Annotated in this window: 20 protein-coding genes; 11 read left to right on the top strand and 9 right to left on the bottom strand. The window is 54.8% G+C overall.

Annotation, left to right across the window (positions count from 1 at the left end; all coding sequences use genetic code 11):
• The first annotated feature begins 106 nt into the window (after positions 1-106).
• Positions 107-1,396 carry an adenylosuccinate synthase gene (locus ACLL9E_RS03890; RefSeq protein WP_411290427.1) on the top strand — a complete coding sequence of 430 codons (1,290 nt, stop codon included), beginning with the start codon at positions 107-109 and terminating at the stop codon, positions 1,394-1,396.
• Here ACLL9E_RS03890 and ACLL9E_RS03885 read toward each other — a convergent pair.
• The gene (locus ACLL9E_RS03885; protein ID WP_411290426.1) at positions 1,393-2,697 is read right to left on the bottom strand and encodes a spinster family MFS transporter; all 1,305 of its coding nucleotides are present in this window, start codon (positions 2,695-2,697) and stop codon (positions 1,393-1,395) included. The two genes, ACLL9E_RS03890 and ACLL9E_RS03885, sit on opposite strands and share 4 nt — an antisense overlap.
• A 173-nt stretch (positions 2,698-2,870) precedes the next feature.
• On the opposite strand from ACLL9E_RS03885, the gene ACLL9E_RS03880 reads away from it, so the two are divergent.
• A complete protein-coding gene (locus ACLL9E_RS03880) occupies positions 2,871-3,608 on the top strand; it encodes a class I SAM-dependent methyltransferase (protein WP_411290425.1) in 738 nt (245 codons plus the stop codon).
• On the opposite strand, the gene ACLL9E_RS03875 is transcribed toward ACLL9E_RS03880, so the two are convergent.
• Positions 3,605-4,948 carry a dicarboxylate/amino acid:cation symporter gene (locus ACLL9E_RS03875; protein WP_411290424.1) on the bottom strand — a complete coding sequence of 448 codons (1,344 nt, stop codon included), beginning with the start codon at positions 4,946-4,948 and terminating at the stop codon, positions 3,605-3,607. The two genes, ACLL9E_RS03880 and ACLL9E_RS03875, sit on opposite strands and share 4 nt — an antisense overlap.
• Positions 4,949-5,133: 185 nt before the next feature.
• Between ACLL9E_RS03875 and ACLL9E_RS03870 the strand changes: the two genes are divergently transcribed.
• Complete coding sequence (locus tag ACLL9E_RS03870; RefSeq protein WP_411290423.1) at positions 5,134-9,783, top strand: NAD-glutamate dehydrogenase; 4,650 nt, start codon at positions 5,134-5,136, stop codon at positions 9,781-9,783.
• A gap of 4 nt (positions 9,784-9,787) precedes the next feature.
• Here ACLL9E_RS03870 and ACLL9E_RS03865 read toward each other — a convergent pair whose 3' ends face one another.
• On the bottom strand, positions 9,788-9,913 hold the full coding sequence (locus ACLL9E_RS03865) for a hypothetical protein (protein WP_411290422.1): 126 nt from the start codon (positions 9,911-9,913) through the stop codon (positions 9,788-9,790).
• 127 nt (positions 9,914-10,040) lie between these two features.
• Positions 10,041-10,634: an HD domain-containing protein gene (locus tag ACLL9E_RS03860; protein WP_411290421.1), complete on the bottom strand. Its 594-nt coding sequence runs from the start codon at positions 10,632-10,634 to the stop codon at positions 10,041-10,043.
• 88 nt (positions 10,635-10,722) lie between these two features.
• On the opposite strand from ACLL9E_RS03860, the gene ACLL9E_RS03855 reads away from it, so the two are divergent.
• The 3 genes from ACLL9E_RS03855 to yghX are packed head-to-tail and all read left to right on the top strand — an operon-like array spanning position 10,723 to position 13,574.
• Positions 10,723-11,859: a sensor histidine kinase gene (locus ACLL9E_RS03855; protein WP_411290420.1), complete on the top strand. Its 1,137-nt coding sequence runs from the start codon at positions 10,723-10,725 to the stop codon at positions 11,857-11,859.
• Positions 11,856-12,656 carry a LytR/AlgR family response regulator transcription factor gene (locus ACLL9E_RS03850; protein WP_411290419.1) on the top strand — a complete coding sequence of 267 codons (801 nt, stop codon included), beginning with the start codon at positions 11,856-11,858 and terminating at the stop codon, positions 12,654-12,656. Before ACLL9E_RS03855 ends, ACLL9E_RS03850 begins: the two co-directional genes overlap by 4 nt.
• A 12-nt stretch (positions 12,657-12,668) precedes the next feature.
• Positions 12,669-13,574 carry a YghX family hydrolase gene (yghX, locus tag ACLL9E_RS03845; protein WP_411290418.1) on the top strand — a complete coding sequence of 302 codons (906 nt, stop codon included), beginning with the start codon at positions 12,669-12,671 and terminating at the stop codon, positions 13,572-13,574.
• On the opposite strand, the gene tadA is transcribed toward yghX, so the two are convergent.
• Positions 13,571-14,026, bottom strand: coding sequence for a tRNA adenosine(34) deaminase TadA (gene tadA / locus ACLL9E_RS03840; RefSeq protein WP_411290417.1), 456 nt, complete (start codon positions 14,024-14,026; stop codon positions 13,571-13,573). The genes yghX and tadA overlap by 4 nt on opposite strands.
• Before the next feature lie 132 nt (positions 14,027-14,158).
• Here tadA and rpmB point away from each other — a divergent pair, with 132 nt between their 5' ends.
• On the top strand, positions 14,159-14,449 hold the full coding sequence (gene rpmB / locus ACLL9E_RS03835; protein WP_295491958.1) for a 50S ribosomal protein L28: 291 nt from the start codon (positions 14,159-14,161) through the stop codon (positions 14,447-14,449).
• Between the two features lie 28 nt (positions 14,450-14,477).
• On the opposite strand, the gene ACLL9E_RS03830 is transcribed toward rpmB, so the two are convergent.
• The gene (locus tag ACLL9E_RS03830; protein WP_411290416.1) at positions 14,478-15,497 is read right to left on the bottom strand and encodes an esterase-like activity of phytase family protein; all 1,020 of its coding nucleotides are present in this window, start codon (positions 15,495-15,497) and stop codon (positions 14,478-14,480) included.
• 170 nt (positions 15,498-15,667) lie between these two features.
• Between ACLL9E_RS03830 and ACLL9E_RS03825 the strand changes: the two genes are divergently transcribed.
• Together ACLL9E_RS03825 and ACLL9E_RS03820 are read left to right on the top strand one after the other, a co-directional pair.
• A complete protein-coding gene (locus tag ACLL9E_RS03825) occupies positions 15,668-16,045 on the top strand; it encodes a glycine zipper 2TM domain-containing protein (protein ID WP_411290415.1) in 378 nt (125 codons plus the stop codon).
• 168 nt (positions 16,046-16,213) lie between these two features.
• Complete coding sequence (locus ACLL9E_RS03820; protein WP_411290414.1) at positions 16,214-19,183, top strand: L-glutamate gamma-semialdehyde dehydrogenase; 2,970 nt, start codon at positions 16,214-16,216, stop codon at positions 19,181-19,183.
• A 36-nt stretch (positions 19,184-19,219) separates the two neighbouring features.
• Here the strand turns inward: ACLL9E_RS03820 and ACLL9E_RS03815 are convergent, their stop codons facing one another.
• Complete coding sequence (locus tag ACLL9E_RS03815; protein ID WP_411290413.1) at positions 19,220-19,429, bottom strand: hypothetical protein; 210 nt, start codon at positions 19,427-19,429, stop codon at positions 19,220-19,222.
• A 174-nt stretch (positions 19,430-19,603) separates the two neighbouring features.
• Here ACLL9E_RS03815 and ACLL9E_RS03810 point away from each other — a divergent pair, with 174 nt between their 5' ends.
• On the top strand, positions 19,604-19,786 hold the full coding sequence (locus tag ACLL9E_RS03810; protein ID WP_411290412.1) for a hypothetical protein: 183 nt from the start codon (positions 19,604-19,606) through the stop codon (positions 19,784-19,786).
• Positions 19,787-19,800: 14 nt separating this feature from the next.
• Entirely contained in the window at positions 19,801-21,123 is a 1,323-nt protein-coding gene (locus ACLL9E_RS03805; RefSeq protein WP_411290411.1) for a PQQ-dependent sugar dehydrogenase, read from the top strand.
• On the opposite strand, the gene ACLL9E_RS03800 is transcribed toward ACLL9E_RS03805, so the two are convergent.
• Entirely contained in the window at positions 21,120-21,935 is an 816-nt protein-coding gene (locus tag ACLL9E_RS03800) for an ATP-binding protein (protein ID WP_411290410.1), read from the bottom strand. The two genes, ACLL9E_RS03805 and ACLL9E_RS03800, sit on opposite strands and share 4 nt — an antisense overlap.
• Positions 21,932-23,668 (bottom strand): acyl-CoA dehydrogenase, encoded by a 1,737-nt coding sequence (locus ACLL9E_RS03795; protein WP_411290409.1) that lies wholly within the window; start codon positions 23,666-23,668, stop codon positions 21,932-21,934. The genes ACLL9E_RS03800 and ACLL9E_RS03795 overlap by 4 nt, the downstream gene beginning before the upstream one ends.
• Between the last annotated feature and the right edge of the window lie 20 nt (positions 23,669-23,688).

Here is a 23,688-nt window from a genome sequence, read left to right as displayed (position 1 = left end):
AGCGTCGTCATAATCATAACGGAGCGCATGGCGAATCCCTTCGCAGGAAAAACCTCCTGCGCAGAAAAAGGCCCCAGAGCTATCTGGCTTTGACAGGGAATATCTGATGGCGAATGTTACCGTAATTGGCGCTCAATGGGGCGACGAGGGAAAAGGCAAGATTGTTGATTGGCTGGCCGAACGCGCCGACGCCGTTGTCCGTTTTCAAGGCGGGCATAATGCCGGCCACACATTGGTCGTTGGCGAAAATGTCTACAAACTGTCATTGCTGCCATCGGGCATCGTCACTGGCACGCTTTCGATCATCGGTAACGGCGTCGTGCTTGACCCTTGGGCGCTGCGCGATGAAATGGCGAAACTGCGCGGACAGGGCGTTTCAATTACGACTGAAAACTTTGCATTGGCAGACAACTGCGCGTTGATCCTGCCCATCCACCGCGACCTTGATGGCCTGCGTGAGACTGCCGCGGGTTCGGGTAAGATCGGGACGACAGGGCGCGGTATTGGCCCGGCTTATGAAGACAAGGTCGGACGCCGCGCAATCCGTGTGTGTGATCTTGCGCATCTCGACGCCCTTGATGCCCAGCTTGACCGGCTTTGCGCGCACCATGATGCGTTGCGCGCAGGGTTTGGTGAGCCTCCGGTTGATCGCGCACGACTGATTACGGATCTGAAGGAAATTGCACCCTTTGTTCTGGAATATGCACAACCTGTATGGAAACGGTTGAACAAGGTGCGCAAGGCCGGAGCGCGGATACTGTTTGAGGGCGCACAGGGCGTGTTGCTTGACGTTGACCATGGCACTTATCCATTCGTCACATCGTCCAATACAGTTTCAGGCACGGCTGCGTCGGGCTCGGGCCTTGGACCGAGCGCCGCCGGTTTTGTCTTGGGTATTGTCAAAGCATACACCACGCGCGTGGGCTCAGGGCCGTTCCCGACCGAGCTTGAGGATGAAACAGGTCAGCGGCTTGGCGAGCGCGGCCATGAATTCGGCACCGTTACGGGACGCAAACGCCGATGTGGCTGGTTTGACGCCGTAATCGTGCGCCAAAGCTGCGCGGTGTCCGGCGTTACAGGCATTGCCTTGACCAAGCTTGATGTCCTCGACGGTTTTGAGACGATAAAAATCTGCACGGGCTATCGCCTTAATGGCAAGGTGTATGATTACCTTCCCGCGCATGCTGCCGAGCAAGCCGCCGTCGAGCCGATTTACGAAGAAATGGCCGGTTGGCAGGAAACGACAGCTGGCGCACGCAGTTGGGCCGATCTGCCGGCACAAGCGATCAAGTACATTACGCGGGTGCAGGAGCTTATCGAGACCCCCGTTGCGTTAGTATCGACATCCCCGCAGCGCGAAGACACGATATTGGTGCGTGACCCTTTTGCGGACTAGCCGCTTTTCAACTCAGCGGTGAGCCGCAAACTGGCGCGCCAGAAAAAGAACGCAGGTATCAGGCCCAGCCATGCCGCGCCGTACAGCACCCAGCGGACGCTTTCTTCGCCTGCGATAGGCTGAAGCGAGTCCGACAGTACGCCAAACAGCAACGGCCCCATTCCAAGGCCAATGAGATTTTGACCGAAAACCACGAGAGAGGCCGCAATTGCGCGGGCCTCTGGCCGCACCAACCCTTGGACGCATCCATAAGCCGGTCCGTAATATGCCGCGTTCAACAGCGTTGGAACGATCAAAAGAGCGACGGCAACTCGCCAGTCTTCCACCCAGTAACCGGCAAATAATATAGGCGCCGCGACCGCCATGCCGATGGCGGGTAGCGTTAGAATGTGACGCTTGTCACGTTTACCGAAAACATCGGCCACCTTGCCGCCAAGCCAGGTCCCGAATATGCCTGAAATGCCGAGTGCTACCGCCATCGCTAACCCGGCTTCGGTCGTTGAAAGGCCATGTGAGCGAATGAAAAAACTGATGGTCCATAACCCTTTGCCGTAACTGAGAAACGCCGTGAACGACGCGGCAATAAAAACATAGAGATAAGCCTTTGACGCGAATACCTCACGGGCCGCGTCCGTTATCGACAAAGCGGGTTTCTTGGACGCTGTCGTGCTTTCAAAATGTGTACTGTCTGCGCAGCGCCTCGGGTCCCGGATCAGAAACGGCAATATAAATGCAAGCAGAATTCCCGGTGCGCCAACGAGCATGAGCGCAGCGCGCCAACCATATTGGTCATTGACCACGCCGCCGATGATGAGGCCAAGCAGCCCACCAATCGGGATGCCAAGCCCGAAGAACGCGATTGCTGAGGAGCGTTTTTCGGGTGGGACGCTGTCTGCAATGAGTGAGTGCGCAGCTGGCGTACATCCGGCTTCGCCTACGCCCACGCCAACGCGCGCGAGGGCAAGTTGCAAGAAATTTTGCGCAATCCCGCATATCGCTGTCATTGCTGACCAAACCGCCAGACATAGGGAAATCAACCACACACGGTTAGTCCCGGCCCTATCCGCATAGCGGGCAATAGGTATGCCCAAGACGGCGTAAAATACCGCAAAAGCTGGCCCTGCCAACAGCCCGAGTTGGGTATCGCTCAGGCCAAGATCACGCTTGATGGGTTCAGCGAGAATGTTGACAATCTGGCGATCCAGAAAATTCAGTATGTAGACAAGCAGGAGGGCGAACAACATGACTTTGGGATTTGTTACGGCCAGCCGGTTTCCTGACGTTATCGCCGGATTGTTCATTCGCGTTCTCCTTCTCCGGGTTGCATGTATTCAGCAAACACCCACATTGTCAAAGCTTAGGAGCGCCAATTTAAGAGTCGTCGACGAACGACATCTCGCCAAAGGTGCAGAAAATCAGCCAGTCCGACAACTCTGTCATTGACTGTTGCAGGCGCTGCGGCTTTGGGAGCATTATGACCACACGCGAAACGACGGCGCTCATGCCTCTCAATGATCTGGACCTCAATCTGTCATTGGGGGATCGGTTCATGGTCATGGCTTATGGCGCCATTCAATGGCCGTGGCTCCTGCGGAGCCTCGATGGTGGCCGCAAGAAAGACAAGGCTGATCTGTTGGCCTATCTCGGGCTGCGGCTCGATGCTTTACCTAATCTGGGCAGCTGGAAAGCCGATACGCATTTTCTTTGGCACATTGTCTCGGCCATAGAAGAGATGCGCCCTGCAACCGTCGTTGAGCTTGGTTGCGGAGCATCTACCTTTGTCGCCGCGCGCGCTCTGCAGCTTTTTGGCGGTGGTCAAATTGTGAGTTTTGACCAGCATGCAGACTTTGCCGCAACCACGCAAAGCTGGATCCGGGAAAACAACATGGATGTGGAAATCCGTCATGCACCCTTGGGCACGCCCCCTGCTGGCTGGTCCGGCCATTGGTACCAGCTCACCGATGTCCCATCCGAAATTGATCTGCTCATCGTCGATGGGCCGCCTTGGGCTATCCATCCGCATGTACGAGGCGCAGCATCTAGCCTATTTCCGCTTATCCGTCCCGGCGGCCGGGTTTTGCTTGATGATGCGGCGCGTCCCGGCGAACGCGTTGTTGCGCGGCGCTGGCGCAAGGATCATCACAACATGCAATTTACGCTTGATGCCCGTGGTGCCAAAGGCACCTTGCTCGGACACAAATACCCCGCCTAAAGTTTCTTCGTCCGTTCGTCGATTACCATGTCCCCGGCCAGGTCTAGCCCTGCCTTTCCTCCAGCGATGGTATGGGCAGGTGCATGGGGCGATTCTATATATTCGGGCTCCTCAACCTGAAGCATGCCTTCCCATTTGGTGATGACCGATGTTGCAACGGCGTTGCCCACCACATTCGTTGCGGTCCTGCCCATATCCAGGAATTGGTCGATGGCTAGGATGAGCGCCACGCCCTCGACCGGAAGGTCAAACATCGCCAAGGTGCCAGTGATCACGACAAGTGATGCACGCGGCACGGCGGCAACGCCCTTGGACGAAATCATTAATGTCAGCAAAATAAGGATCTGCGTTCCGATAGGCAGATCGATACCGTAAGCCTGTGCAATAAAGATGGTTGCAAAGCTCATATACATCATCGAACCGTCGAGGTTGAAGCTGTAACCCAATGGCAGCATGAAACCCGAAATGCGGCGCGGCACGCCGAAACGGTCAAGCTGTTCAAACAGCTTAGGAAGTGCGGCCTCACTTGATGCTGTTGAAAACGCAATGAGCATTGGTTCGCGAATATATCGAATGAGCGTCCATATCCTGCGCCCAAGGAAGATTGCGCCAAGCGACAGCAGGATTGTCCACAACAGAGCAAGCGACAGGTAAAATTCGGTCACCAGTTCCAGATAAGTCCCAAGGATCGCCAAGCCGCTTTTTGCGACCACCGCAGCGAGCGCACCAAAAACCGCAATTGGGGCAAAACGCATGACATAATGCGTGATTTGCAGCATCATTTCGGCAAGTGCTTCGGCACCGCGAACGAGCGGCGCACCCTTCTCGCCGAGCGCCGACAAAGCAACGCCAGCGAACAATGCGAAGACCAAAATCTGTAATATGTTGTTGGTTGCCATCGCTTCGAAAGCGTTTTTTGGAAAAATCGAAAGGATAAATTCCCAGAAATCCAATTTTTTGACTTCGCCAACTGTTGCGGCTGCGTTTGCGATTGTGTCCACCGGCGCGCCCACGCCGGGCTGGAACACATTGACCATCAGCAGGCCAAGGCCGATAGAGATGAAGCTGGCAACGATGAACCAAGTTATCGCGCGAAAGCCGATACGGCCCAGCGCTGAACTATCGCCCATATGCGCGATGCCCACCACGATAGTGGACAGGATCAGCGGCGCGACGAGCAACTTGATGAGATTCAGGAATATGTCGGAGAGGAGTTTGAATGTCTTTGTCAGATATTCGAATTGCGTGCTGTCTGGTGCGAAGCCGGTGTGGACAGCGTAACCAACTGCAACGCCCAGGATCATTCCTGCCAAAATCCACAATGTAAGCCGTTTGTCCACGCAACTCTCCAAAACTTCTCGGTTCGAAGCGACGCTACACAGGACCAATAATCCTCGCAACAAGTTACGGACGTGACTTGTCTAAGCCTGAGAAGGTCGTCATAAGCTTTGTAATTAAATTACAACGCATTTTGTCGTTGTAGATGGCACATAACGATATGCTTGCGGGTTCAGGAGATGATTTCATGGCGGGCGCCAAAACTGCGAAATTGACCGGGAAATTTGACAAAGAGCTTTTGAAGGCCATGGTTTCGGCGTTTGCTGAAACAGCCCTGCCGGGCGAAAATGAGGATTTTGATGCAAAAGCGGCGGAGGAGGCCGCGCGCTTTACTATTGAATCAGGCCTTCATCGCAAGCCGGGTGAAGCATCGATCGCGCTTGATAGCTTCACGGATGCACGGGGCCGTCTCATGATGCGCTTCGCCATTAATAATGACGATATGCCATTTCTGGTGGACTCGGTTTCCTCAGCCGTTGCGACTTGCGGTATCGCGGTAAAGCGCATCATCCATCCAGTGGTGAGCGTGGTGCGTGACGACACGCGCACTCTTACCGCGTTAAGTCGCAAGCGGCAGGACGGGCATGCGCGCGAATCATTCATTTATTTTGAGACTGAGCGCGTCGACGCGAAGGAACGCCGCCAGCTTGAAACCCATCTTTATGCCGTTCTAGCCGATGTTCGTGGCGCGGTTATGGACTGGCGCGATATGCTCGCCGCTTTGTCTGCCAACTCAGACAGCCTTCCCGACAGCGAAGGGACAGCGCTTATTCGCTGGTTCCTGGATAATAATATGACCGTATTAGGACATGAACGGGTTGGCCGAGATGGAACACGGTCCGAGCGTCTGGGACTTTCGCGCGTAACTGACGCACCAATTCTCGCGGAAGACAGCGTCGGCCTTGCTATTAAATGGTTCGAAGGCGGCGGTGTCGCGCCTCTGGTACTTAAATCCAACCGCGTCTCAACCGTCCACCGGAATGTGCAGCTCGACCTGATTGTGATTCCAGTTAACGTGGGCAATGAGATAACGGGCCTGGCGGTCACAGCAGGGCTGTGGACGAGCGCGGCGCTCGCAACTGCCCCTGAACAGATACCTGTGCTCAGAACGCATCTGACGACGCTTATGGACCGTTTTGGCTTCGACCCCTCGGGTCATGCCGGCAAGGCGATGGCGCATGCGCTGACCGCATTGCCACACGATCTGCTGGTCGCGCTGAAATTGGACGATCTGGAGCGCGTGACGCTAACCGCGATGTCCCTGACCGATCGGCCGCGGCCAAAACTTATTGCGTTGCGTTCACCGCTTGGACGCCATTTGTATATCTTCGTCTGGTTGCCACGCGACGACGTATCCACGGGCATACGCAAACAAATCCAGACAATGCTCACCGATACAACAGGCGGATCTTTGTTGGGCTGGACGATTGGTCTGGAAGATGGCGGCGTTGCCATGTTGCGATACACGCTGGATTTGCCCGACCGGGCGCAGACTGTTGATGAGGCAGCCTTGGATGCCAAGCTTGAGCTTATGGTGCGAGGGTGGGAGCCCGCCGTTGAAGCGGCGCTGGCGCAAATGACCGATGAAAAGCGTGCTGCAGCTATGCTGGTGCGTTATGGTGCCAGTTTTCCTGCCAATTACCGCAACACCTATTCCACGCAAGAGGCTGCGCGGGATATGATCGGCCTGCTTGCTATGGAGCGCGACCATAGCAAGATCACGCGGCTATGCCTTGAAGGCGGTCGCCTTCAGTTGAAAATCTACAGTGGTGGTGGCGCTTTGCCCCTAAGCGATGTGGTTCCGGCGCTTGAGAATTTCGGATTTGATGTGCTTGTAGAATCGCCCACGGCATTGGCTGACGGCCATTACATCCATGATTTCCGTCTTGCACTGCGTGGTGGTGACCTTTCAACAGTCATGCAGAAACCACATGTCGTCGAAGGCGCAATTAGCCAAGTTCTCGACGGCGCATTTGAAAACGATGTTTTCAACCAGTTGGTCACGATCGGTGGCCTTGATCCACAATCGGTCATCTGGCTGCGGGCGTGGTATCGGTATCTCCGTCAGACTGGCGTGACCTATGGTATGCCTACAGTGGTATCGGCCTTGGCCAAAAACTCCAATGTGACCGGCTCTATCATTGCCTTGTTTGATGCCCTGCATAACCCTTTGAACAACGGTAGCCGCGAGAAGGAATCTGCAAAATACGTGAAAATGATCAATGCTGATTTGGCAGCGGTCACGGCTATTGATGAAGATCGTATTTTACGCAGGTTTTTGGCCATTGTGCTCGCAACCGTTCGCACCAATGCGTTTTCGGCTGCCGCCGCTGAAGCGCTCGCATTCAAGCTAGATTGCGCAAAAGTCCCCGGACTTCCCGCGCCACTGCCTTGGCGCGAAGTGTTCGTCTATTCGCCCCGCGTCGAAGGCATTCATTTGCGCGCGGGCCCAGTCGCGCGTGGCGGCTTGCGCTGGTCTGACAGGCGAGATGATTTTCGCACCGAAGTCCTTGGCCTGATGAAGGCGCAGCGCGTTAAAAATGCGGTTATCGTGCCTACTGGTGCAAAGGGTGGCTTTTATCCGAAACGCTTGCCCGATATGCGCGTGGATCGCGATGCGTGGTTTGCAGAAGGCACCGAGGCCTATAAGATATTTATTCGGACCCTGTTGTCGATCACCGACAACATCATCAACGACCGGATCGTGCATCCCGACGACGTCGTTATCCATGATGGTGATGACCCCTATTTTGTAGTTGCCGCCGACAAAGGCACCGCGACATTTTCCGACACTGCCAATGCCATCGCGCTTGAGCGCAATTTTTGGCTCGGCGACGCGTTCGCCAGCGGCGGTTCGGTGGGATATGACCATAAAGCGATGGGTATAACGGCCAAGGGCGGATGGCTGTCTGTGCAACGCCACTTTGCCGAAGTGGGCATTGATGTGCAGAAAGAGCCCGTCACGGTCGCTGGCGTGGGCGACATGTCGGGGGATGTATTCGGCAATGGGATGCTGCTGTCCAAAACGTTGAAGATCGTAGCGGCGTTTGACCATCGCCATATATTTCTTGACCCTGATCCCGATCCGGCGATCAGCTGGAAAGAGCGGCAGCGGCTGTTTAATCTGCCCCGATCAAGCTGGCTTGATTATAACGCAAAGCTTATTTCCAAAGGCGGCGGCGTTTTCGCGCGCACCGAAAAATCGATCAAGACAACGTCCGAAATCAGAAACTTACTGGGCATTGATGCCAAGGACATTGAACCATCCGCATTAATGACAGCGATTTTGAAGGCGCCGGTGCAGTTGATGTGGTTTGGCGGCATTGGCACCTATATAAAAGACCGGAGCGAGAGCCATCTTGATGTGGGTGATCCCGCGAACGATGCTATCCGGGTGAACGGTGCGGAGGTGCTGGCGCAGGTCATTGGCGAGGGCGCTAACCTCGGCGTGACGCAGGCAGGGCGCATTGGTTATGCCTTGCGCGGGGGCCGCATCAATACCGATTTTATCGACAACAGCGCCGGCGTTGACTGTTCTGACAACGAGGTAAACATTAAAATCGCATTGAATGCCCAAATGCGCGCGGGCAAGCTGAAGGAGGAGGCACGCAACGTTCTGCTTGCCGATATGACCGACGCTGTTTCCCGTTTGGTGCTCGAAGATAACCGGTTGCAAACCCTTGCTTTGTCGATCGCTGAAACTGGTGGAGCTGGTGACTTGCCGGCTTATGTCCGGCTCATCGAAATATTTGAAGGGGCTGGCAAGCTAGATCGGTTGGTCGAGGGATTGGCGCCAAATGAAGAGCTGTTCCGGCGAGCAAATGAAGGGCGTGGGCTGACGCGGCCTGAGCTTGCAATATTGCTTTCTACAGCAAAGCTAGCGGCTCAGGACGGTGTGGAAGAGGCGCCTTTAGCGCATGATGAATCCATGGACGCCGAACTCCTCGCGGCATTTCCCAACATGATGGTTAAGGCGCACAAGTCGGCTATTTTAACTCATCGGTTGCGCAAGGAAATCATTGCCACCAAATTGGCCAATCGTATGATTAACCGCCTTGGCATGTTGCACCCATTTGAGCTTGCTGAAGAAGAAGGCTGTAGTCTAGGCGATGTGGCCGCGGCGTTTGCAATTGCCGAGCGTATTTATGATCTGCCGTCTTTGTGGCAGGCGATTGATACCACATTTATGCCTGAGGCCACTCGGTTGATGTTGTTCAACCAAGCTGCGGTAGAAACACGCGCGCAAATGGCTGACATTATACGCAATGCACATGAAGGTCGCGACGTCAGTGCAACGACTGCCGTCTATGCGCCAGTTGTCCACAAACTCACAACTGCACTTGACGGCTTGCTTCCTGCGGATGTCCGGCAGCAGACCGAGCGATTTGGTGCGCGGTTGACCGAAAATGGGGCACCGCGCAAAATAGCCGATAGGTTGGTACAGTTGGCACAACTTGATGGTGCCATTGGGCTTGCTGCGTTGTCATCCACGCAAAAGGGCGATGTCACGGCGCTGACGCGGGCATTTACTGCAATCGGAGACGCGCTTGGTTTGAGTTGGGCACAAGGGGCCGCCATGCAAATTGATCCGCAAGATCCCTGGGAACGGCTCTTGGTTGCAGGGCTGGCACGTGATTTCCAAACGATGCGGCTTGACTTCCTGCGCCGCCGGGCTGCGAAAAAGCCGCTGGAGGATACGCAGGATTGGTTGCAAGCCAACGCGATCCGAGTGCGGTCGTTCAAGGCGATGGTCGACCGGGCACGTATGACAGGCATACCGACGCCGGCCATGCTTGCGCAAGTTGCAGGGCAAGCGCGGGTATTGCTCGGGCGCTAAAGCCTCAGCTTTTGGCTCCTAAGCCCGCAGGGTTGCCTTTGGTCGAGGGGTTGGACGCGTTTTGCTTTTTTGGCTTCTCGGCTTTTGGCTTGCGAACTTCGCGGCTCGATTTCTTCTGGCTTTTAGCCATGACGTATTCCTTTCAGACAGGGATATAGCACGTTAAGCGCGCAGATTGGTTCACGCGACAACTATCGCGCTGGAAACGAAACACGACTGAGCCGGTGTCGTTATTGGGCAATCGCCCAACAGCTAAATCAGGCAACAGGCTCGGCGTTGCGTTTGTAAATGCTGTTAAGCGGGGTACGGAACAGTCTCATTACCATGGGCTCAAAAAAAGCGAGTGGTAATGTGTCATATTCCGGATCGAACGAGGGGCAATCATATTTGTCGATGAATTCTTCGGTGTCGGCAAACCATTCATGTCCGCGAAATTTCTCGCGCATATCGCGATCGAGTCCTAAATGATGGAAGAAATTGCGCCCTTGGAAAATACCGTGATTTTTGACGATCCAGTGCAGCTTTTCCGAAACGAAGGGTTTCAATATCGCTGCGGCGATGTCGGGATGGTTGGATGCGCCCAAGGTGTCACCAATGTCGTGCAACAACGCCATGATGACATAGTCGTCATCGCGCCCATCGCGATGAGCCCGCGTTGCCGTTTGTAGCGAATGTGTGAGCCGGTCGACCGCAAATCCGCCAAAATCGCCATCGAGCAATTTGAGGTGGTCCAATATCCGGCGGCCGCCATCCTGCGAAAACGGAATATTGTGCCGCATGATGATTTGCCAATCCTCTTGTGTGCTTTGCGACATGTCATGGAAATTGGCGCGGTCGTCTTGATTGTCCATTGGGATATCCTCTCCTTATCAATATTAACGATGATGTGAAATGAAACAAGGGCTTCATGCGCGGAGGAAATGCGGCTAGACCAAACCAATGGCGGTTCTAGAGCTTACCGATAAACCCTTCTTTGCGGACAAGAATCGCGCCTTTTGGAACTTGCATTCTGCCGGTTGGGCAGGCGCTGTTATCTTGCGTGCCGCGTCGGGCATCGCGCAGGGACAGCCTGTCAGTTTCCTCGTGCCGATCCTGATTTCAGCGGTGACCGGCTATTCAATCACTTTGCTGCTTTCGGTTATTTACCGATTTCTGATTGGACAGCGGCCATTCATTACCTGGAGCCTGACCTTCGTGTCGGTCTCTCTAGCCACTATTGGCTATGCCTATCTCGATGTCTGGGTGCTTCAAACAATTCGTGATGGCGTGGACGAAACGCCATTTGCGCAATTGTGGCTGGCGGCGATTTATATCAACTCGGTGCTTTTGGCAGCGTGGTCAGCGCTTTATTACGCCATAAATTATTTCGTCCGCGCCGAGGAACAGGCGGACCAGATGATGCGGTTGGAGGCGCAGGCAACCAGCGCGCAGCTGACCATGTTGCGATACCAGTTGAACCCGCATTTTCTGTTCAACACGTTGAACAGTATTTCGACGCTGGTTTTGCTGAAGCAGACCGAACAAGCCAACGCTATGTTATCGCGTTTGTCCTCATTCCTGCGCTTTACCCTTATCAACGAAGCTGCGGCCAAGGTGCCGCTGACTCAGGAAATCGAGACGTTGAAATTATATCTCGATATTGAAAAAATGCGCTTTGAAGAGAGGCTGCGTACATATTTTACGATTGAGCCAGCGGTCGAAAACGCGCTTGTGCCGTCATTGCTGCTTCAGCCCTTGGTCGAAAACGCGATAAAATATGCGGTCACACCAAAAGAGGAGGGCGCAGATATTACAGTTAGCGCTCAACTGGTCGGGCAAAGAGTTCGGATCACCGTTTCCGATACGGGACCCGGCTTGCAGCCAGGGCAGCAAGACCACAGCCTGTCCACAGGCGTTGGCATGGCGAACACGCGCGAGCGCTTGTCACAGGCTTATGGCGATAACCAACGCTTTGAACATTATGTGAAAGCAAGCGGAGGATTTGAGGTTTTGTTGGAACTACCTTATCAAAGCCGGATTATAGCAGGGGAAGAGAATAAAGCGGGGGCTAAGCAGCAAGGAAAAATATCCGCATGAGCATTCGTACAATTTTGGTCGACGATGAAAAGCTGGCCATTCAGGGTCTCGAATTAAGGCTTCAACCTTTTGACGATATCGAGATCGTCGCAACCTGCCACAACGGCCGTGAGGCCATTCGCAAGATCAAGACATTGAAGCCGGACCTTGTGTTCCTTGATATCCAAATGCCCGGTTTTGACGGCTTTTCGGTGGTTCAGGGGGTCATGGATATTGACCCGCCCCTGTTCGTGTTTGTGACCGCCTATTCCGAACATGCGATCAAGGCTTTTGAGGCGCAGGCGATCGATTATCTCATGAAGCCTGTTGAGCCGGAGCGCTTGGCAGATACCATGGATCGGGTCCGCAACAGGCTTGCCGACAGACGCACATCGGACGAGTTGGAACGTCTGCGTACGGTCATAAACGAGGTTGCGCCGAACGCGGCTGACAATCTTGGGTCGATTGACGAGGACATGGCATCCACACGTTTCGAAAAGCTGATCAACGTGAAGGACCGGGGGCAGATATTCCGTGTCGATGTCGAGAGTATTGAGCGGATCGACGCGGCAGGCGATTATATGTGCATTTACACAGCCGACAATTCGTTGATTCTGCGCGAAACGATGAAAGACCTCGAAAAGCGACTTGACCCGCGCACTTTTCAACGCGTGCACCGGTCGACAATTGTAAATCTGGACCAAGTGCGCCAAGTTAAGCCGCATACCAATGGCGAGTGCTTTCTGGTGCTGGAATCGGGCGCTCAGGTTAAAGTCAGCCGGTCCTATCGCGACGTTGTCGCCCGTTTTGTACATTAAGGAGATCAAGGGATGAAGCCTGTCACGACGTCAGCACGCATGAAGGCAAGTGACTTCCACCCCTATATTCTCGAAATCTTCGATGGCTACGTGCATGGGAAGATGACCAAGCGCGAATTCATCCGCGAGGCGGGCAAATTTGCGGCCGCGGGCGTTACGGGGTTGATGATCCTCAATCAGCTTAAGCCAGATTATGCTTTGGCGCAGCAAGTGAAGGCAGATGACCCCGCAATAATGACTGCGCGGGTGGCTGTACCAAGTCCCGACGGCCATGGCAGCATCAATGGACTGCTGGCGCGGCCAGCCAAGGCGAAGGGTAAGCTGCCCGCGGTGTTGGTTATCCACGAAAATCGCGGCTTAAACCCTTATGTCGAAGATGTTGTCCGGCGTTTGGCGAAGGCGGGCTACATGGCGCTTGGACCCGATGGTCTTTCTTCGGTTGGCGGCTATCCCGGCGATGACGAGAAAGGGCGCGTATTACAGGCCAAGCTAAATCCCGCAAAACTGCTGGAGGATTTCTTCGCCAGCTTTGAATTTCTTCGTGACCATGCCGACAGCACGGGCAAAGTCGGCGTTGTTGGTTTTTGTTATGGTGGCGGTGTGTGCAACGCGCTGGCGGTGGCCTATCCCGAAATGGCTGCTTCTGCGCCTTATTACGGCCGTCAGCCAAAAGCGGAAGAGGTTCCAGCCATCAAGGCACCATTGCTCGTGCATTATGCCGAAGTCGATGAACGCATCAATGCCGGATGGTTGCCGTATCAGGCTGCGCTTACTGCCAACCAGAAACATTTTCAGGTCCATTTTTACCCGGGCACGCAACATGGCTTCCACAATGACAGCACACCGCGATTCGACAAGGCGGCAGCAGACTTGTCATGGACACGAACCATCAAATTTTTCGGTGAAAATCTGCGCTAACGCCGGCTCTGGAAAAATGCTTTGAGCAAGGCCGCAGATTCTTCTGCGGCTATGCCGGAATAAACTTCAGGCCGGTGGTGCAAGGTCTGTTGTTCAAATAACCGCGGACCGTGCGCTACTGCGCCGCCCTTGGGGTCGTCAGCGCCATAATAGAGCCGAGCGATGCGCGCATGGGAAATTGCCCCAGCGCACATCGCACAAGGTTCCAGGGTCACCCACAGGTCGCATCCGGTCAGGCGCTCGTTTCCCAAATGCGCCGCGGCCTCGCGGATAGCGATGATTTCGGCGTGGGCAGTGGGGTCATGACTTTTAACGGGCCGGTTGGCCCCGCGCCCGATAATGATCCCGTCCTTGACGACAATAGCGCCAACGGGCACTTCGCCTGCGATAGCTGCGGCCTGAGCGAGGTTCAGCGCTTCGGTCATCATTTCGCGGGCTTTGGTCAATGGCATTCCATTTTGCTAGCGTAGATTAGCGCATTTGACCACAGATCGGCTTGACCTTTTCTGTGTGGAGCGTTAGGGGCAGCGACTTTCGCGGGTCAGTGATTCCGCACACACTCTTTTTTATACAGGACATATATCATGGCGCGCATCTGCGAACTCACCGGTAAAGGCCGTCTGGTCGGCAATAATGTGAGCCACGCCAACAACAAGACAAAGCGCACATTCCTGCCGAATCTGCAGAATGTCACTTTGCTGTCGGATGCGCTTGAGCAAGGCTACAAGTTTCGCGTATCGACCCATGGTCTGCGTTCGGTCGAGCATGTTGGCGGCCTGGACAACTGGTTGTTGAAGACGTCGGACGAGAAGCTCTCGACCAATGCGCGCAAGGTGAAAAAAGAAATCGCTAAGAAGCACAAAGCTGCGGCGTGATTTGAAGGGGCGCTGTTGCGGCCCTTCGTTAAAACGAATTCAAGCCGGTGGCAGTCACTGCCGCCGGTTTTTTATTATCCGTGCGGTCAGACAAACGAAACTTCATCAGTATCGTCCGCTGAAAAATGCTAAAATTATTGTCTGACACAAGCCAGAGGTAGGTATATTGCCCCTCCTCGGTCGCGGTGATGCCTTCGAGATTGTCGACGAGCAGCGGTGCGGCGAGCGAAGCAATGACCTTGGCATAAACGATGCTGTTCCGGTTTATTGCTGGCAAATCCAATATCGACACTTTGGCTGAAAACCCGCCGGGAAAACCAATTGCGCGATTGATAATGGCGATTCGTCCATCGGGTAATTGCACGCCGTCGGTAACGCGATAGCCAGTTGGTGGACGAAACCGAAATGCAGTTACGGCACTGCCTTGTTCCACTGGGTCGCCAGAAAACAGCAGGGCAGGATGCGTGCCGTCATCTACGCTTTCGGCGATGACGATGAAGCGTCCGTCGTTTAATCGGATGATACACTCGGCACCTTTGTTCCGAGGCCATTCCTGCATATCAACGGGACGTATTAGCGCTGTCTGCTGTCCAAAAGATGCCGAATATCGCCGGATTGCATGATGGCCCTCAAAGCTGACCCAAAATTGGCCAGAAGCGGGATCATGTGCAATCCCTTCGCTGTCGCGATCCCTGAAGCTCATCTCGGGCCCTTGCAGAGCGGGTAAAGGGGCAATGCTGGACTGGCTGATACGCGCTCCGCTGTTAAGGGTGAACTTGATCAACGTGCCTGCGTCGCCGACGCCGATAAACTGGCCATCGCCAATCGCCGATAAGGCCGAAATTCCGCCAAAATTGTCATTCCTGCTGCGCATCTCCCATGCCGCAACGAAATCCAGTGCGCCCACCTTCCGCTGCGCGGCATTCTCGGGATTGAGCAGAAGTCGCGTAAATGAGATGTCTTGGCTATAACTTGGATAGACCGTCCGAACGCCAGCGACAGAAAGAATCGCCAAAGCAATACCCAGACCGATGCGTTTAACCTTCATCTATTTCAGACGCCCAGAAGCGTTCATCATAATGCCTTTAATTATGAACGGGGGATAACAATCGCATTCAGCTTCGGCTCAAAGACTTAAGTTCATAAGGCAATTATCGGGAAAGCAAATTACGTATTTGTCTATCCCGGGCCGAAACTGAAAATGAAGGAGTATCGAACATGAGAAATTTGAAAAAAACCATCGGTGCGCTGGTTCTTGCAGCTACGGCCGTGACCGGTTTTTCCGTAACGCCAGCCATGGCGCATGACAATTATAATGATGGCTATTACAGCCGTGAAGATCGCCAAGACCGTTATGATCGCCGGGAATATCGCCGCGGTGACCGTTATTATCGTAATAACAATTATCGCAACAACGCGCGTTGCGACAAGGGCACAGGCGGCACAGTAATTGGCGCAGTTGCAGGCGGTTTGCTGGGCAATGAAGTCGCACGGCGCGGCAACAAAACCGAAGGTAGCATCATTGGCGCAGCAGTAGGTGCGTTGGCAGGTCGAGCAATCGACAAGTCCGACAGCAACTGCCGTCGATATCGCTAAACGGTTCAGAGATTTCGTCCGGCGGCGCCCCTGAACTCACATTTGGCGTCGGGCGAAATTACAATTCAGGCAATGCCTGAAGCGGAAAGGCCAGTCTTCACAAGAAGGCTGGTCTTTTCGTTTCAACTGAAACTTGTCTGGTAGGGCTTTATCCTGCAAAGCGTCTGCATGACTTCATCGCTCGAATCTGCCCGTTCTGCAATCCGCCCTTTTCACCGCAAATCGGAACCTGAAGTACTCGCACCGTTGGTTGTTTCTGCGACCGTTGACGGCAGCGTGCGGCGGGAAATTGTTCATCGGGCGCGTGGATTGCTTGATGATTTGCGCCAAGCCCAAGCGGATGGTTGGGTGAATTCGTTTCTGCAGCAATACCGGCTTGGAACAGAGGAAGGGACGGCGCTTTTGTCGTTGGCGGAAGCGTTCCTGCGAGTACCCGATCCGCAGACGGCTGATCTGTTAATTGCAGACAAGCTCACTGAAGCAGAATGGAGCGACCATAAAGGTCAGTCGTCCAGCTTATTGGTAAACAGTGCAACTTGGGGGCTGGTGCTTGGAAAAGCCGTGCTTGGCGACAGTAGCAGCACGCTCAAGCGCCTGATCGCGAAGGCCGGGGAACCCTTTGTCCGTCAGGCGGTCGGCGCAGCGATGCGGCTTATGGGGCAGGTTTTCGTCATGGGCCGCAACATTGACGAAGCCATGAAACGCATGGAAACCAAAGACAATCGCGGATTTACAGCCAGCTTCGATATGCTGGGGGAGGCGGCGCGGACCAAAGATGACGCTGCCCGTTATTTTGAATCCTATAGAGCATCGATTGCGGCGGTTGGCCGTAACGCGGCCCGAGGGCACAGCGTTTCGGTAAAATTATCCGCGCTTCATCCACGTTACGAAACAGCGCAAAGTGCCAAATCGGTGCATGAACTCGCCGAGATGGTCCGCGTGCTGGCGCAATCTGCATCTTCCTTAGGTGTTCAACTCACAATTGACGCTGAGGAAGCCGCACGGCTTGAGATGAGCCTCGATATTATTGAAACGGTCGCGCGAGACCCCTCATTGCGTGGCTGGGATGGCCTTGGCATGGCGGTACAAGCCTATTCCAAGCGCGCCCGCCCGGTACTCGCATGGGCTGACGCCTTGGGGAAAGAAACCGGGCGCATCATGCAGGTGCGTCTTGTGAAAGGCGCATATTGGGACAGCGAAATCAAGCATGCGCAGGAACGCGGCCTAACCGATTTTCCGCTTTTCACGCGCAAAGCTGCGACGGACGTATCCTATCTCGCCTGCGCAAAGGATATGTTTGCAGCGCCTAATATTCGTCCGGCTTTTGCGACGCACAACGCATTGACTGTAGCTACCATCCTCGAATGGGCAGGGGCAGAACGCGACTTTGAATTCCAGCGCCTCCACGGCATGGGTGAAGGCCTGTTTGAACGTCTGGTGCGCGAGGACGGTTATCAGTGCCGGACCTATGCGCCAGTAGGTGGACACCGTGACTTGCTGGCCTATCTTGTCCGGCGCTTGCTGGAAAATGGCGCAAACAGCAGTTTTGTTCATCAATTAGCGGATCAATCCGTTAGCGAAGACGAGTTGCTCGCTGACCCCGTGGAAAAAATCATTGCGGTCGGCGGCACGCGTCACCCGGCGATTGTTGCACCAGCGGATCTGTTCCAGCCTGAACGGGTCAACAGCAGGGGCATTGATCTAGACGATGCGGCCATATTGAAGGAAACTGCCGCGGAGATCGCGGTGCCGTTGAAACTTGACGTAACAAGCAGTGTCACTCCAATTCAGGCTGTAGAGTTAGCGCTTGCGGCCTATCCCGCGTGGGCACAAACGCCGGTCGACGCGCGGGCGGACTGCCTCGACCGCTTGGCTGACTTGTTGGAGATCAACCGCGGCAGGTTAATGGCGATTGCCGTGCAAGAGGCGCGCAAAACGATTCCCGACGCGCTTTCAGAGGTTCGCGAAGCGATTGATTTCTGCCGCTATTACGCTGCCCGCGCGCGCGTCGACTTGGCGCCAATTGAACTTCCGGGTCCAACGGGCGAACGCAATGTTTTGCGTCATGAAGGTCGCGGTGTCTGGGTTGCGATTGCACCATGGAATTTCCCACTCGCCATTTTTCTCGGGCAGATCGCCGCCGCATTGGTGGCTGGCAATACCGTTGTAGCCAAGCCCGCACCGCAGACTCCGGCCATTGGCAATCTGGCGGTGGCACTTGCACATGAGGCAGGTGTGCCAGAGGATGTTCTGCAAATCGTGATCGGTGCCGGTGATGCAGGGGCAGCCCTTACCGCGGACACACGCATATCTGGCGTGGTTTTCACAGGGTCGGTGCCAACCGCAAAGGCCATTGCGCGCAATCTTTTGGCGGATGACCACCGACCGCTTGTGCCGTTGATTGCCGAAACCGGTGGTCTGAACGCCATGATCGTCGACTCGACAGCTCTGTCCGAACAGGTCGTGCGCGATGTCATCCTCTCGGGCTTTCAATCTGCGGGGCAACGATGTTCCGCATTGCGGCTTTTACTTGTTCAGGAAGACATCGCCGATCATACACTCGAAATGCTGCGCGGTGCCATGGATTCGCTGGTCGTCGGCGATCCTTCCGACCCGGCAACAGATATTGGCCCCGTGATAGACCAGAGCGCGTATGATTTACTTATGGCGTATCGCTCGAGTGTTCAGGACCAGATTCTTCACGAAATTGCCGTTCCTGCCAAAGGGCTTTACGTTCCGCCAACGGTGATCCGTTTGGACGATGTCAGCGCATTAAACCGCGAATATTTTGGTCCGCTGGTCCACGTGGCGACATGGAAGGCCGGCACTTTGGAAGCCACTATCGCCAAAATCAATGCCAAGGGTTTTGGCCTGACAATGGGGCTGCATAGCCGGATTGCAGGGAGTAGTGCGCTGGTCGAGCAATTGGCGCGCGTAGGAAACCTGTATATTAACCGATCAATGATTGGCGCGGTAGTCGGCAGCCAGCCATTTGGCGGCGAGGGGCTATCGGGCACCGGCCCTAAGGCAGGCGGACCACATTATCTTTACCGGTTCTGTGCGGAGCGAACGACAAGCACCGATACCACAAGCGCTGGAGGCAATGCGTCCCTGCTGTCGTTGGATGATGGAAGCTAGATTTCTGCTATCGCCGAAGCCCGTTGATGAAGTCGGTTAGTGAACGGTCCCAAATGTCGTCTGCGCGCTTAGGACGATGATCAGCCGCTCAATTTGGCGCCAGCGGCAATAATGCAGATGGTTGCCTACGTTGCGGCTCTTGACGGCCCTGTCGGCGGCTTCAAGGCCGGCTGATTGACCGAATTGTTCAATGAGGACCTGCGCATCTAAAACATCCCGTGATTCAACGTAGAGCGGCAAATACATAGAAACAGCGACTTTCCATTTTTTAGTTGGCAGACAGGCCGAGGGTGCCTTGGCCCTGCCGTGTCACCGCATTACAATTTGTGTCTCCCATTTACGTCAAAGCAATTGGTTAGCGAAAATTAAGGATAAACATCGGGCTTGCTAGGGCATGACAGTTGGTGGCAAGGGGGCGGTATGTCAGGAACAGAAAACAGTCAGCCCCGCCTTGCCGGGGGTATCTTCATCGCATTTGGGCTCCTCTTTGGCGCGATTATTGGCGTTGCAATGGACCAGCCCTCTGCCGGATTAGTCATCGGCATGGGTATTGGCTGCATCATCGCAGTGCTGATCTGGGTCATTGACCGCAAGCGTCGTTAAAAGGGTCGCAGATTATGTGGAAACATGTTCGCAATATTGTCCTCATCTTCATTGTGCTGGCGCTCGCCGGGGTGTGGTATATTACCCGTCCTGACGTTGCGCGCCTTCCGCTGGAGGCAGTGACTGGTCCGACGCCAGAAATAACGGCAGGGCGGGCGCAGATTTTTCCAACTATTAAAGTTGCGGACGTCGATCGCTGGAAATCGGGTGAAGCTCCGGTCACGGCTCCAGGTCTTGTCGTGGAACGATTTTCCGAGGGGCTCGATCATCCCCGTAACCTTTATACGCTACCCAATGGCGACATATTGGTGGCCGAGACAAATTCGCCCCCGCGCAAATCGGGCGGCATTGAAGGGTTTGTCATGAAATGGCTAATGGGCAAGGCTGGCGCGGGCGTTCCTTCAGCCAACCGCATCACGCTGCTGCGTGATGCCGATGGCGATGGCAAAGCAGAGCTGAAAACGCCTTTTATCACTGGCCTTAATTCACCATTTGGCATGGTGCTTGTGGGTGACACTTTATATGTTGCCAATACCGACGCGTTACTCGCCTTTCCTTATACAGAAGGCGACACGAGTATTGCGGAAAAGGGCAAAGAGCTCACGCGTTTCAATGCAATGGCCCCCAACAATCACTGGACGCGAAATCTAGCGGCTTCGCCTGACGGCAAGAAAATTTACATCGCGGTTGGATCCAATAGCAACATCGGCGAAAACGGCATAGAAACCGAAAACGGACGTGCGATGGTGTTTGAATATGACATCGCCAAGGACAAGAAAATTCCGTATTCGGTCGGCTTGCGGAACCCCGTTGGGATGGATTTGGATAAAGCTGGGCGATTGTGGGCCGTAGTCAATGAACGCGACATGCTGGGTTCCGATCTTGTGCCGGATTATCTTGCACTCGTTGAATTCGGCTCTGATTACGGCTGGCCACAACATTATTGGGGCGGCTTTACCGACGCCCGCGTCTCTCCGCCAAAGCCGGAGAAGCGCGAATATGAACGCCGCCCGGATTACGCACTGGGGGCCCATACGGCACCACTTGGACTTGCATTCGGTTTCAATGCGAAGCTTGGTAGCGGACTAACCGAAGGAGCGTTTGTTGCCCGTCATGGTTCATGGAACCGGAAGCCTGTTTCAGGCTATGATGTCATTTTCGTTCCTTTTCCGAAAGGTGAACCCGCTGGTAAGCCAATTAACATTCTGACCGGGTTTCTCGATAAGGATGGGAATGCGCAAGGCCGTCCAACAATGCTTGCTATTGCTAAAGACGGTGCGCTTTTGGTCAGTGACGATGTCGGAAATATCGTCTGGCGGGTGCGCGCGAAAAACTAGAGCTTTCGGCCTGCTCTGCCTGCAAGCTCAACGGTATAATGCCATGCAATTCGGCCTGACCGTCCACCGCGTCCCTGGGCAAAGCCAAGCGCGTCCGCTTCGTCCCAGTCCAGGTCAAAATGCGCAGCATAGCATCCGACCATCTGTAAATAGGCATCTTGGTCCGGATATTGAAACCCGAGCTTAAGGCCGAACCGGTCAGCAAGGGCCAGGCTGTCGTCAATGGCGTCACGACCGTTAACTGGGTCTGTTTGTTGGGCGCTATCGCGTTCAACTATGTTCCGCCGGTTGGACGTAACACATAACCGCACATTATTCGGACGCGCTTCAACCCCGCCTTCCAACACAGACCGCAAAAGGCGCGCGCTTTGATCATGTGGTTCGAACGAGATATCGTCGACAAACAAAAGATACCGTCTGCCGGATGCTCCAAGCTCCTCAAATAAAGCGGGTAGGCTCGTCACTTGACTGGCGGCTGCTTCGACAAGCGCGATGAAGAATCCTTCCTCCTGCAATGCTGCCACAACCGATTTGACGAGTGCAGATTTTCCCATTCCTCGCGCCCCCCATAATAAAACATCATGCGCTGCAGCGTTTGCCGCGTGGCGTCGGCAATTTTCAAAAAGGTCAGATTTTTGTCGGTCGACACCGACGATCAAATCCAGCGGAAGTGGCTTGAAATCATGGACTGCCGCCAATGCCGAGCCATTCCAATGATATGCGGGAAAGGACGACAGATCGGTCGGCGGCGCTGGCGGAGGCGACAGCCGTTCAAGTGCTTCGGCAATGCGTTTCAGGGTCTGGTCGTTCAAGCCGCCAGTTCCTCCGCATCAACCGCGTAAAGCAAGCCGGCACCCGCCATGGCGCTGCCCTTATAGGCCATCGCTTCGGGCACCATGACCTCGAGATAATAACGGCAGGCCGCCATTTTCGTGCGCAGGAACGCGCTGGTGTCGCCGTTGGCGATATCGGCTTGGGCGGCACGTAATTGTTTCAACATCAGCCAACCCGAGGTCACCACCGCCATCATGTTGGTGTAGGCGTAACTGCCCGCCAAACGGTCATCGACGTCAGCGCCGAGCATATATTCGGTGACTTCGGCGCAGGCTGCGCTCAGTGCGGCGAGGCTAGGCTGCTCTGCTGCATCCAGTGAGATCGCGGACAGGTGATTGCGGATGACATCGCCGCCCTGCATCGCAAGCTTGCGGCCCACAAGGTCAGCGGCCTGAATGCCGTTGGTGCCTTCGTAAATGGCGGCAATGCGGATATCGCGATAATGTTGCGCGGCACCCGTTTCCTCGACAAAACCCATGCCGCCATGCACCTGAATACCAAGCGAGGCAATTTCGCTCCCCAAGTCAGTGCCGTAGGTTTTTGCCAATGGCGTTAGCAGATCGACCATTTCTTGTGCGCCTGCTTGCCCAAGCGTCGCGCGGTCGACATAACCGGACGCAAAATACAACAATGCGCGTATCGCTTGAGTCCCCGCCTTCATACGCAGCAGCATGCGGCGGACGTCTGGATGTTCGACGATGGCAACAGGTGCGCGCGATGGCTCGCTGGCTTTGGCTGATTGAACACGCTCACGCGCGAACCAAATGGCCTTTTGCGTCGCGGCTTCAGCGATTTGAACGCCTTGCAGGCCGACATTAAGCCGTGCATTGTTCATCATCGTGAACATAGCGCGCATGCCGCCAAATTCCGGGCCGATAAGTTCGCCAATGCATTCGCCTTCTTCCCCAAAGGCCAAAACACAAGTTGGTGACGCGTTAATACCCATCTTATGTTCAATTGATACGACCTTGATATCATTAGGTTTGTCAACCGTGCCATCGGCGGTAACCTGATATTTTGGAACAAGAAATAAAGAAATACCTTTGGTTCCCGCGGGGCCGTCTGGCGTACGAGCAAGCACCAGGTGCACAATATTTTCGGCCATGTCATGATCGCCGAAGCTGATGTAAATCTTTGTACCCTTTATCTGATACGTGCCATCGCCGCGCGGGGTTGCTGTTGATTTCAACGCGCCGACATCAGAGCCTGCCTGTGGCTCAGTAAGGTTCATCGTGCCGGAATATTCTCCCGTCGAAAGCTTGGGCAGAAAAAGCCCTTTCTGCCGGTCAGAACCATGATGGTTGATCGCCTCAATCGCGCCTACTGAAAGGATAGGGCACAAAGCAAACGCCATATTTGCCGCGCCGAGCGAATCCAGCGCGACCGTCGCCATCGAAAATGGTAGGCCTTGCCCGCCAAATTCGGCAGGCGCATTGATCGAGCCCCAACCATTGGCAACATAGGCTTTGTATGCCGCAACAAATCCATCGGGCATGACGACTTTGCCATTGATCAGCCGCGCGCCAACGGTGTCGCCGATGCGGTTGAGAGGCGCGAATTCGCCTTCTGCAAAAGCGCCGATGCCCTCGACAATGGCTTGCACCATGTCAGGCGTCGCATCCGCAAAACGGGCATGTTGCGCCAAGCCTTCAATGCCGACGATATGCTTAAGGACGAAATTCTGTTCTGCGACGGGTGCTGAAAACGCCATGAGTGATAAAAAATCCTGTT

This window comes from Sphingorhabdus sp., assembly GCF_046596595.1.
In the GTDB taxonomy this organism is placed as follows: Bacteria; Pseudomonadota; Alphaproteobacteria; order Sphingomonadales; family Sphingomonadaceae; genus Sphingorhabdus_B.
Note: the sequence above shows the minus strand (reverse complement) of the source record. Positions and strands in the feature narration are given on the sequence as shown.

Coding starts and splice junctions, on each gene's coding strand:
- ACLL9E_RS03890 (WP_411290427.1), top strand. CDS start 107: ATGGCGAATGTTACCGTAATTGGCGCTCAATGGGGCGACGAGGGAAAA.
- ACLL9E_RS03885 (WP_411290426.1), bottom strand. CDS start 2,697: ATGAACAATCCGGCGATAACGTCAGGAAACCGGCTGGCCGTAACAAAT.
- ACLL9E_RS03880 (WP_411290425.1), top strand. CDS start 2,871: ATGACCACACGCGAAACGACGGCGCTCATGCCTCTCAATGATCTGGAC.
- ACLL9E_RS03870 (WP_411290423.1), top strand. CDS start 5,134: ATGGCGGGCGCCAAAACTGCGAAATTGACCGGGAAATTTGACAAAGAG.
- ACLL9E_RS03865 (WP_411290422.1), bottom strand. CDS start 9,913: ATGGCTAAAAGCCAGAAGAAATCGAGCCGCGAAGTTCGCAAGCCAAAA.
- ACLL9E_RS03860 (WP_411290421.1), bottom strand. CDS start 10,634: ATGGACAATCAAGACGACCGCGCCAATTTCCATGACATGTCGCAAAGC.
- ACLL9E_RS03855 (WP_411290420.1), top strand. CDS start 10,723: ATGGCGGTTCTAGAGCTTACCGATAAACCCTTCTTTGCGGACAAGAAT.
- ACLL9E_RS03850 (WP_411290419.1), top strand. CDS start 11,856: ATGAGCATTCGTACAATTTTGGTCGACGATGAAAAGCTGGCCATTCAG.
- yghX (WP_411290418.1), top strand. CDS start 12,669: ATGAAGCCTGTCACGACGTCAGCACGCATGAAGGCAAGTGACTTCCAC.
- tadA (WP_411290417.1), bottom strand. CDS start 14,026: ATGCCATTGACCAAAGCCCGCGAAATGATGACCGAAGCGCTGAACCTC.
- rpmB (WP_295491958.1), top strand. CDS start 14,159: ATGGCGCGCATCTGCGAACTCACCGGTAAAGGCCGTCTGGTCGGCAAT.
- ACLL9E_RS03830 (WP_411290416.1), bottom strand. CDS start 15,497: ATGAAGGTTAAACGCATCGGTCTGGGTATTGCTTTGGCGATTCTTTCT.
- ACLL9E_RS03825 (WP_411290415.1), top strand. CDS start 15,668: ATGAGAAATTTGAAAAAAACCATCGGTGCGCTGGTTCTTGCAGCTACG.
- ACLL9E_RS03820 (WP_411290414.1), top strand. CDS start 16,214: ATGACTTCATCGCTCGAATCTGCCCGTTCTGCAATCCGCCCTTTTCAC.
- ACLL9E_RS03815 (WP_411290413.1), bottom strand. CDS start 19,429: ATGTATTTGCCGCTCTACGTTGAATCACGGGATGTTTTAGATGCGCAG.
- ACLL9E_RS03810 (WP_411290412.1), top strand. CDS start 19,604: ATGTCAGGAACAGAAAACAGTCAGCCCCGCCTTGCCGGGGGTATCTTC.
- ACLL9E_RS03805 (WP_411290411.1), top strand. CDS start 19,801: ATGTGGAAACATGTTCGCAATATTGTCCTCATCTTCATTGTGCTGGCG.
- ACLL9E_RS03795 (WP_411290409.1), bottom strand. CDS start 23,668: ATGGCGTTTTCAGCACCCGTCGCAGAACAGAATTTCGTCCTTAAGCAT.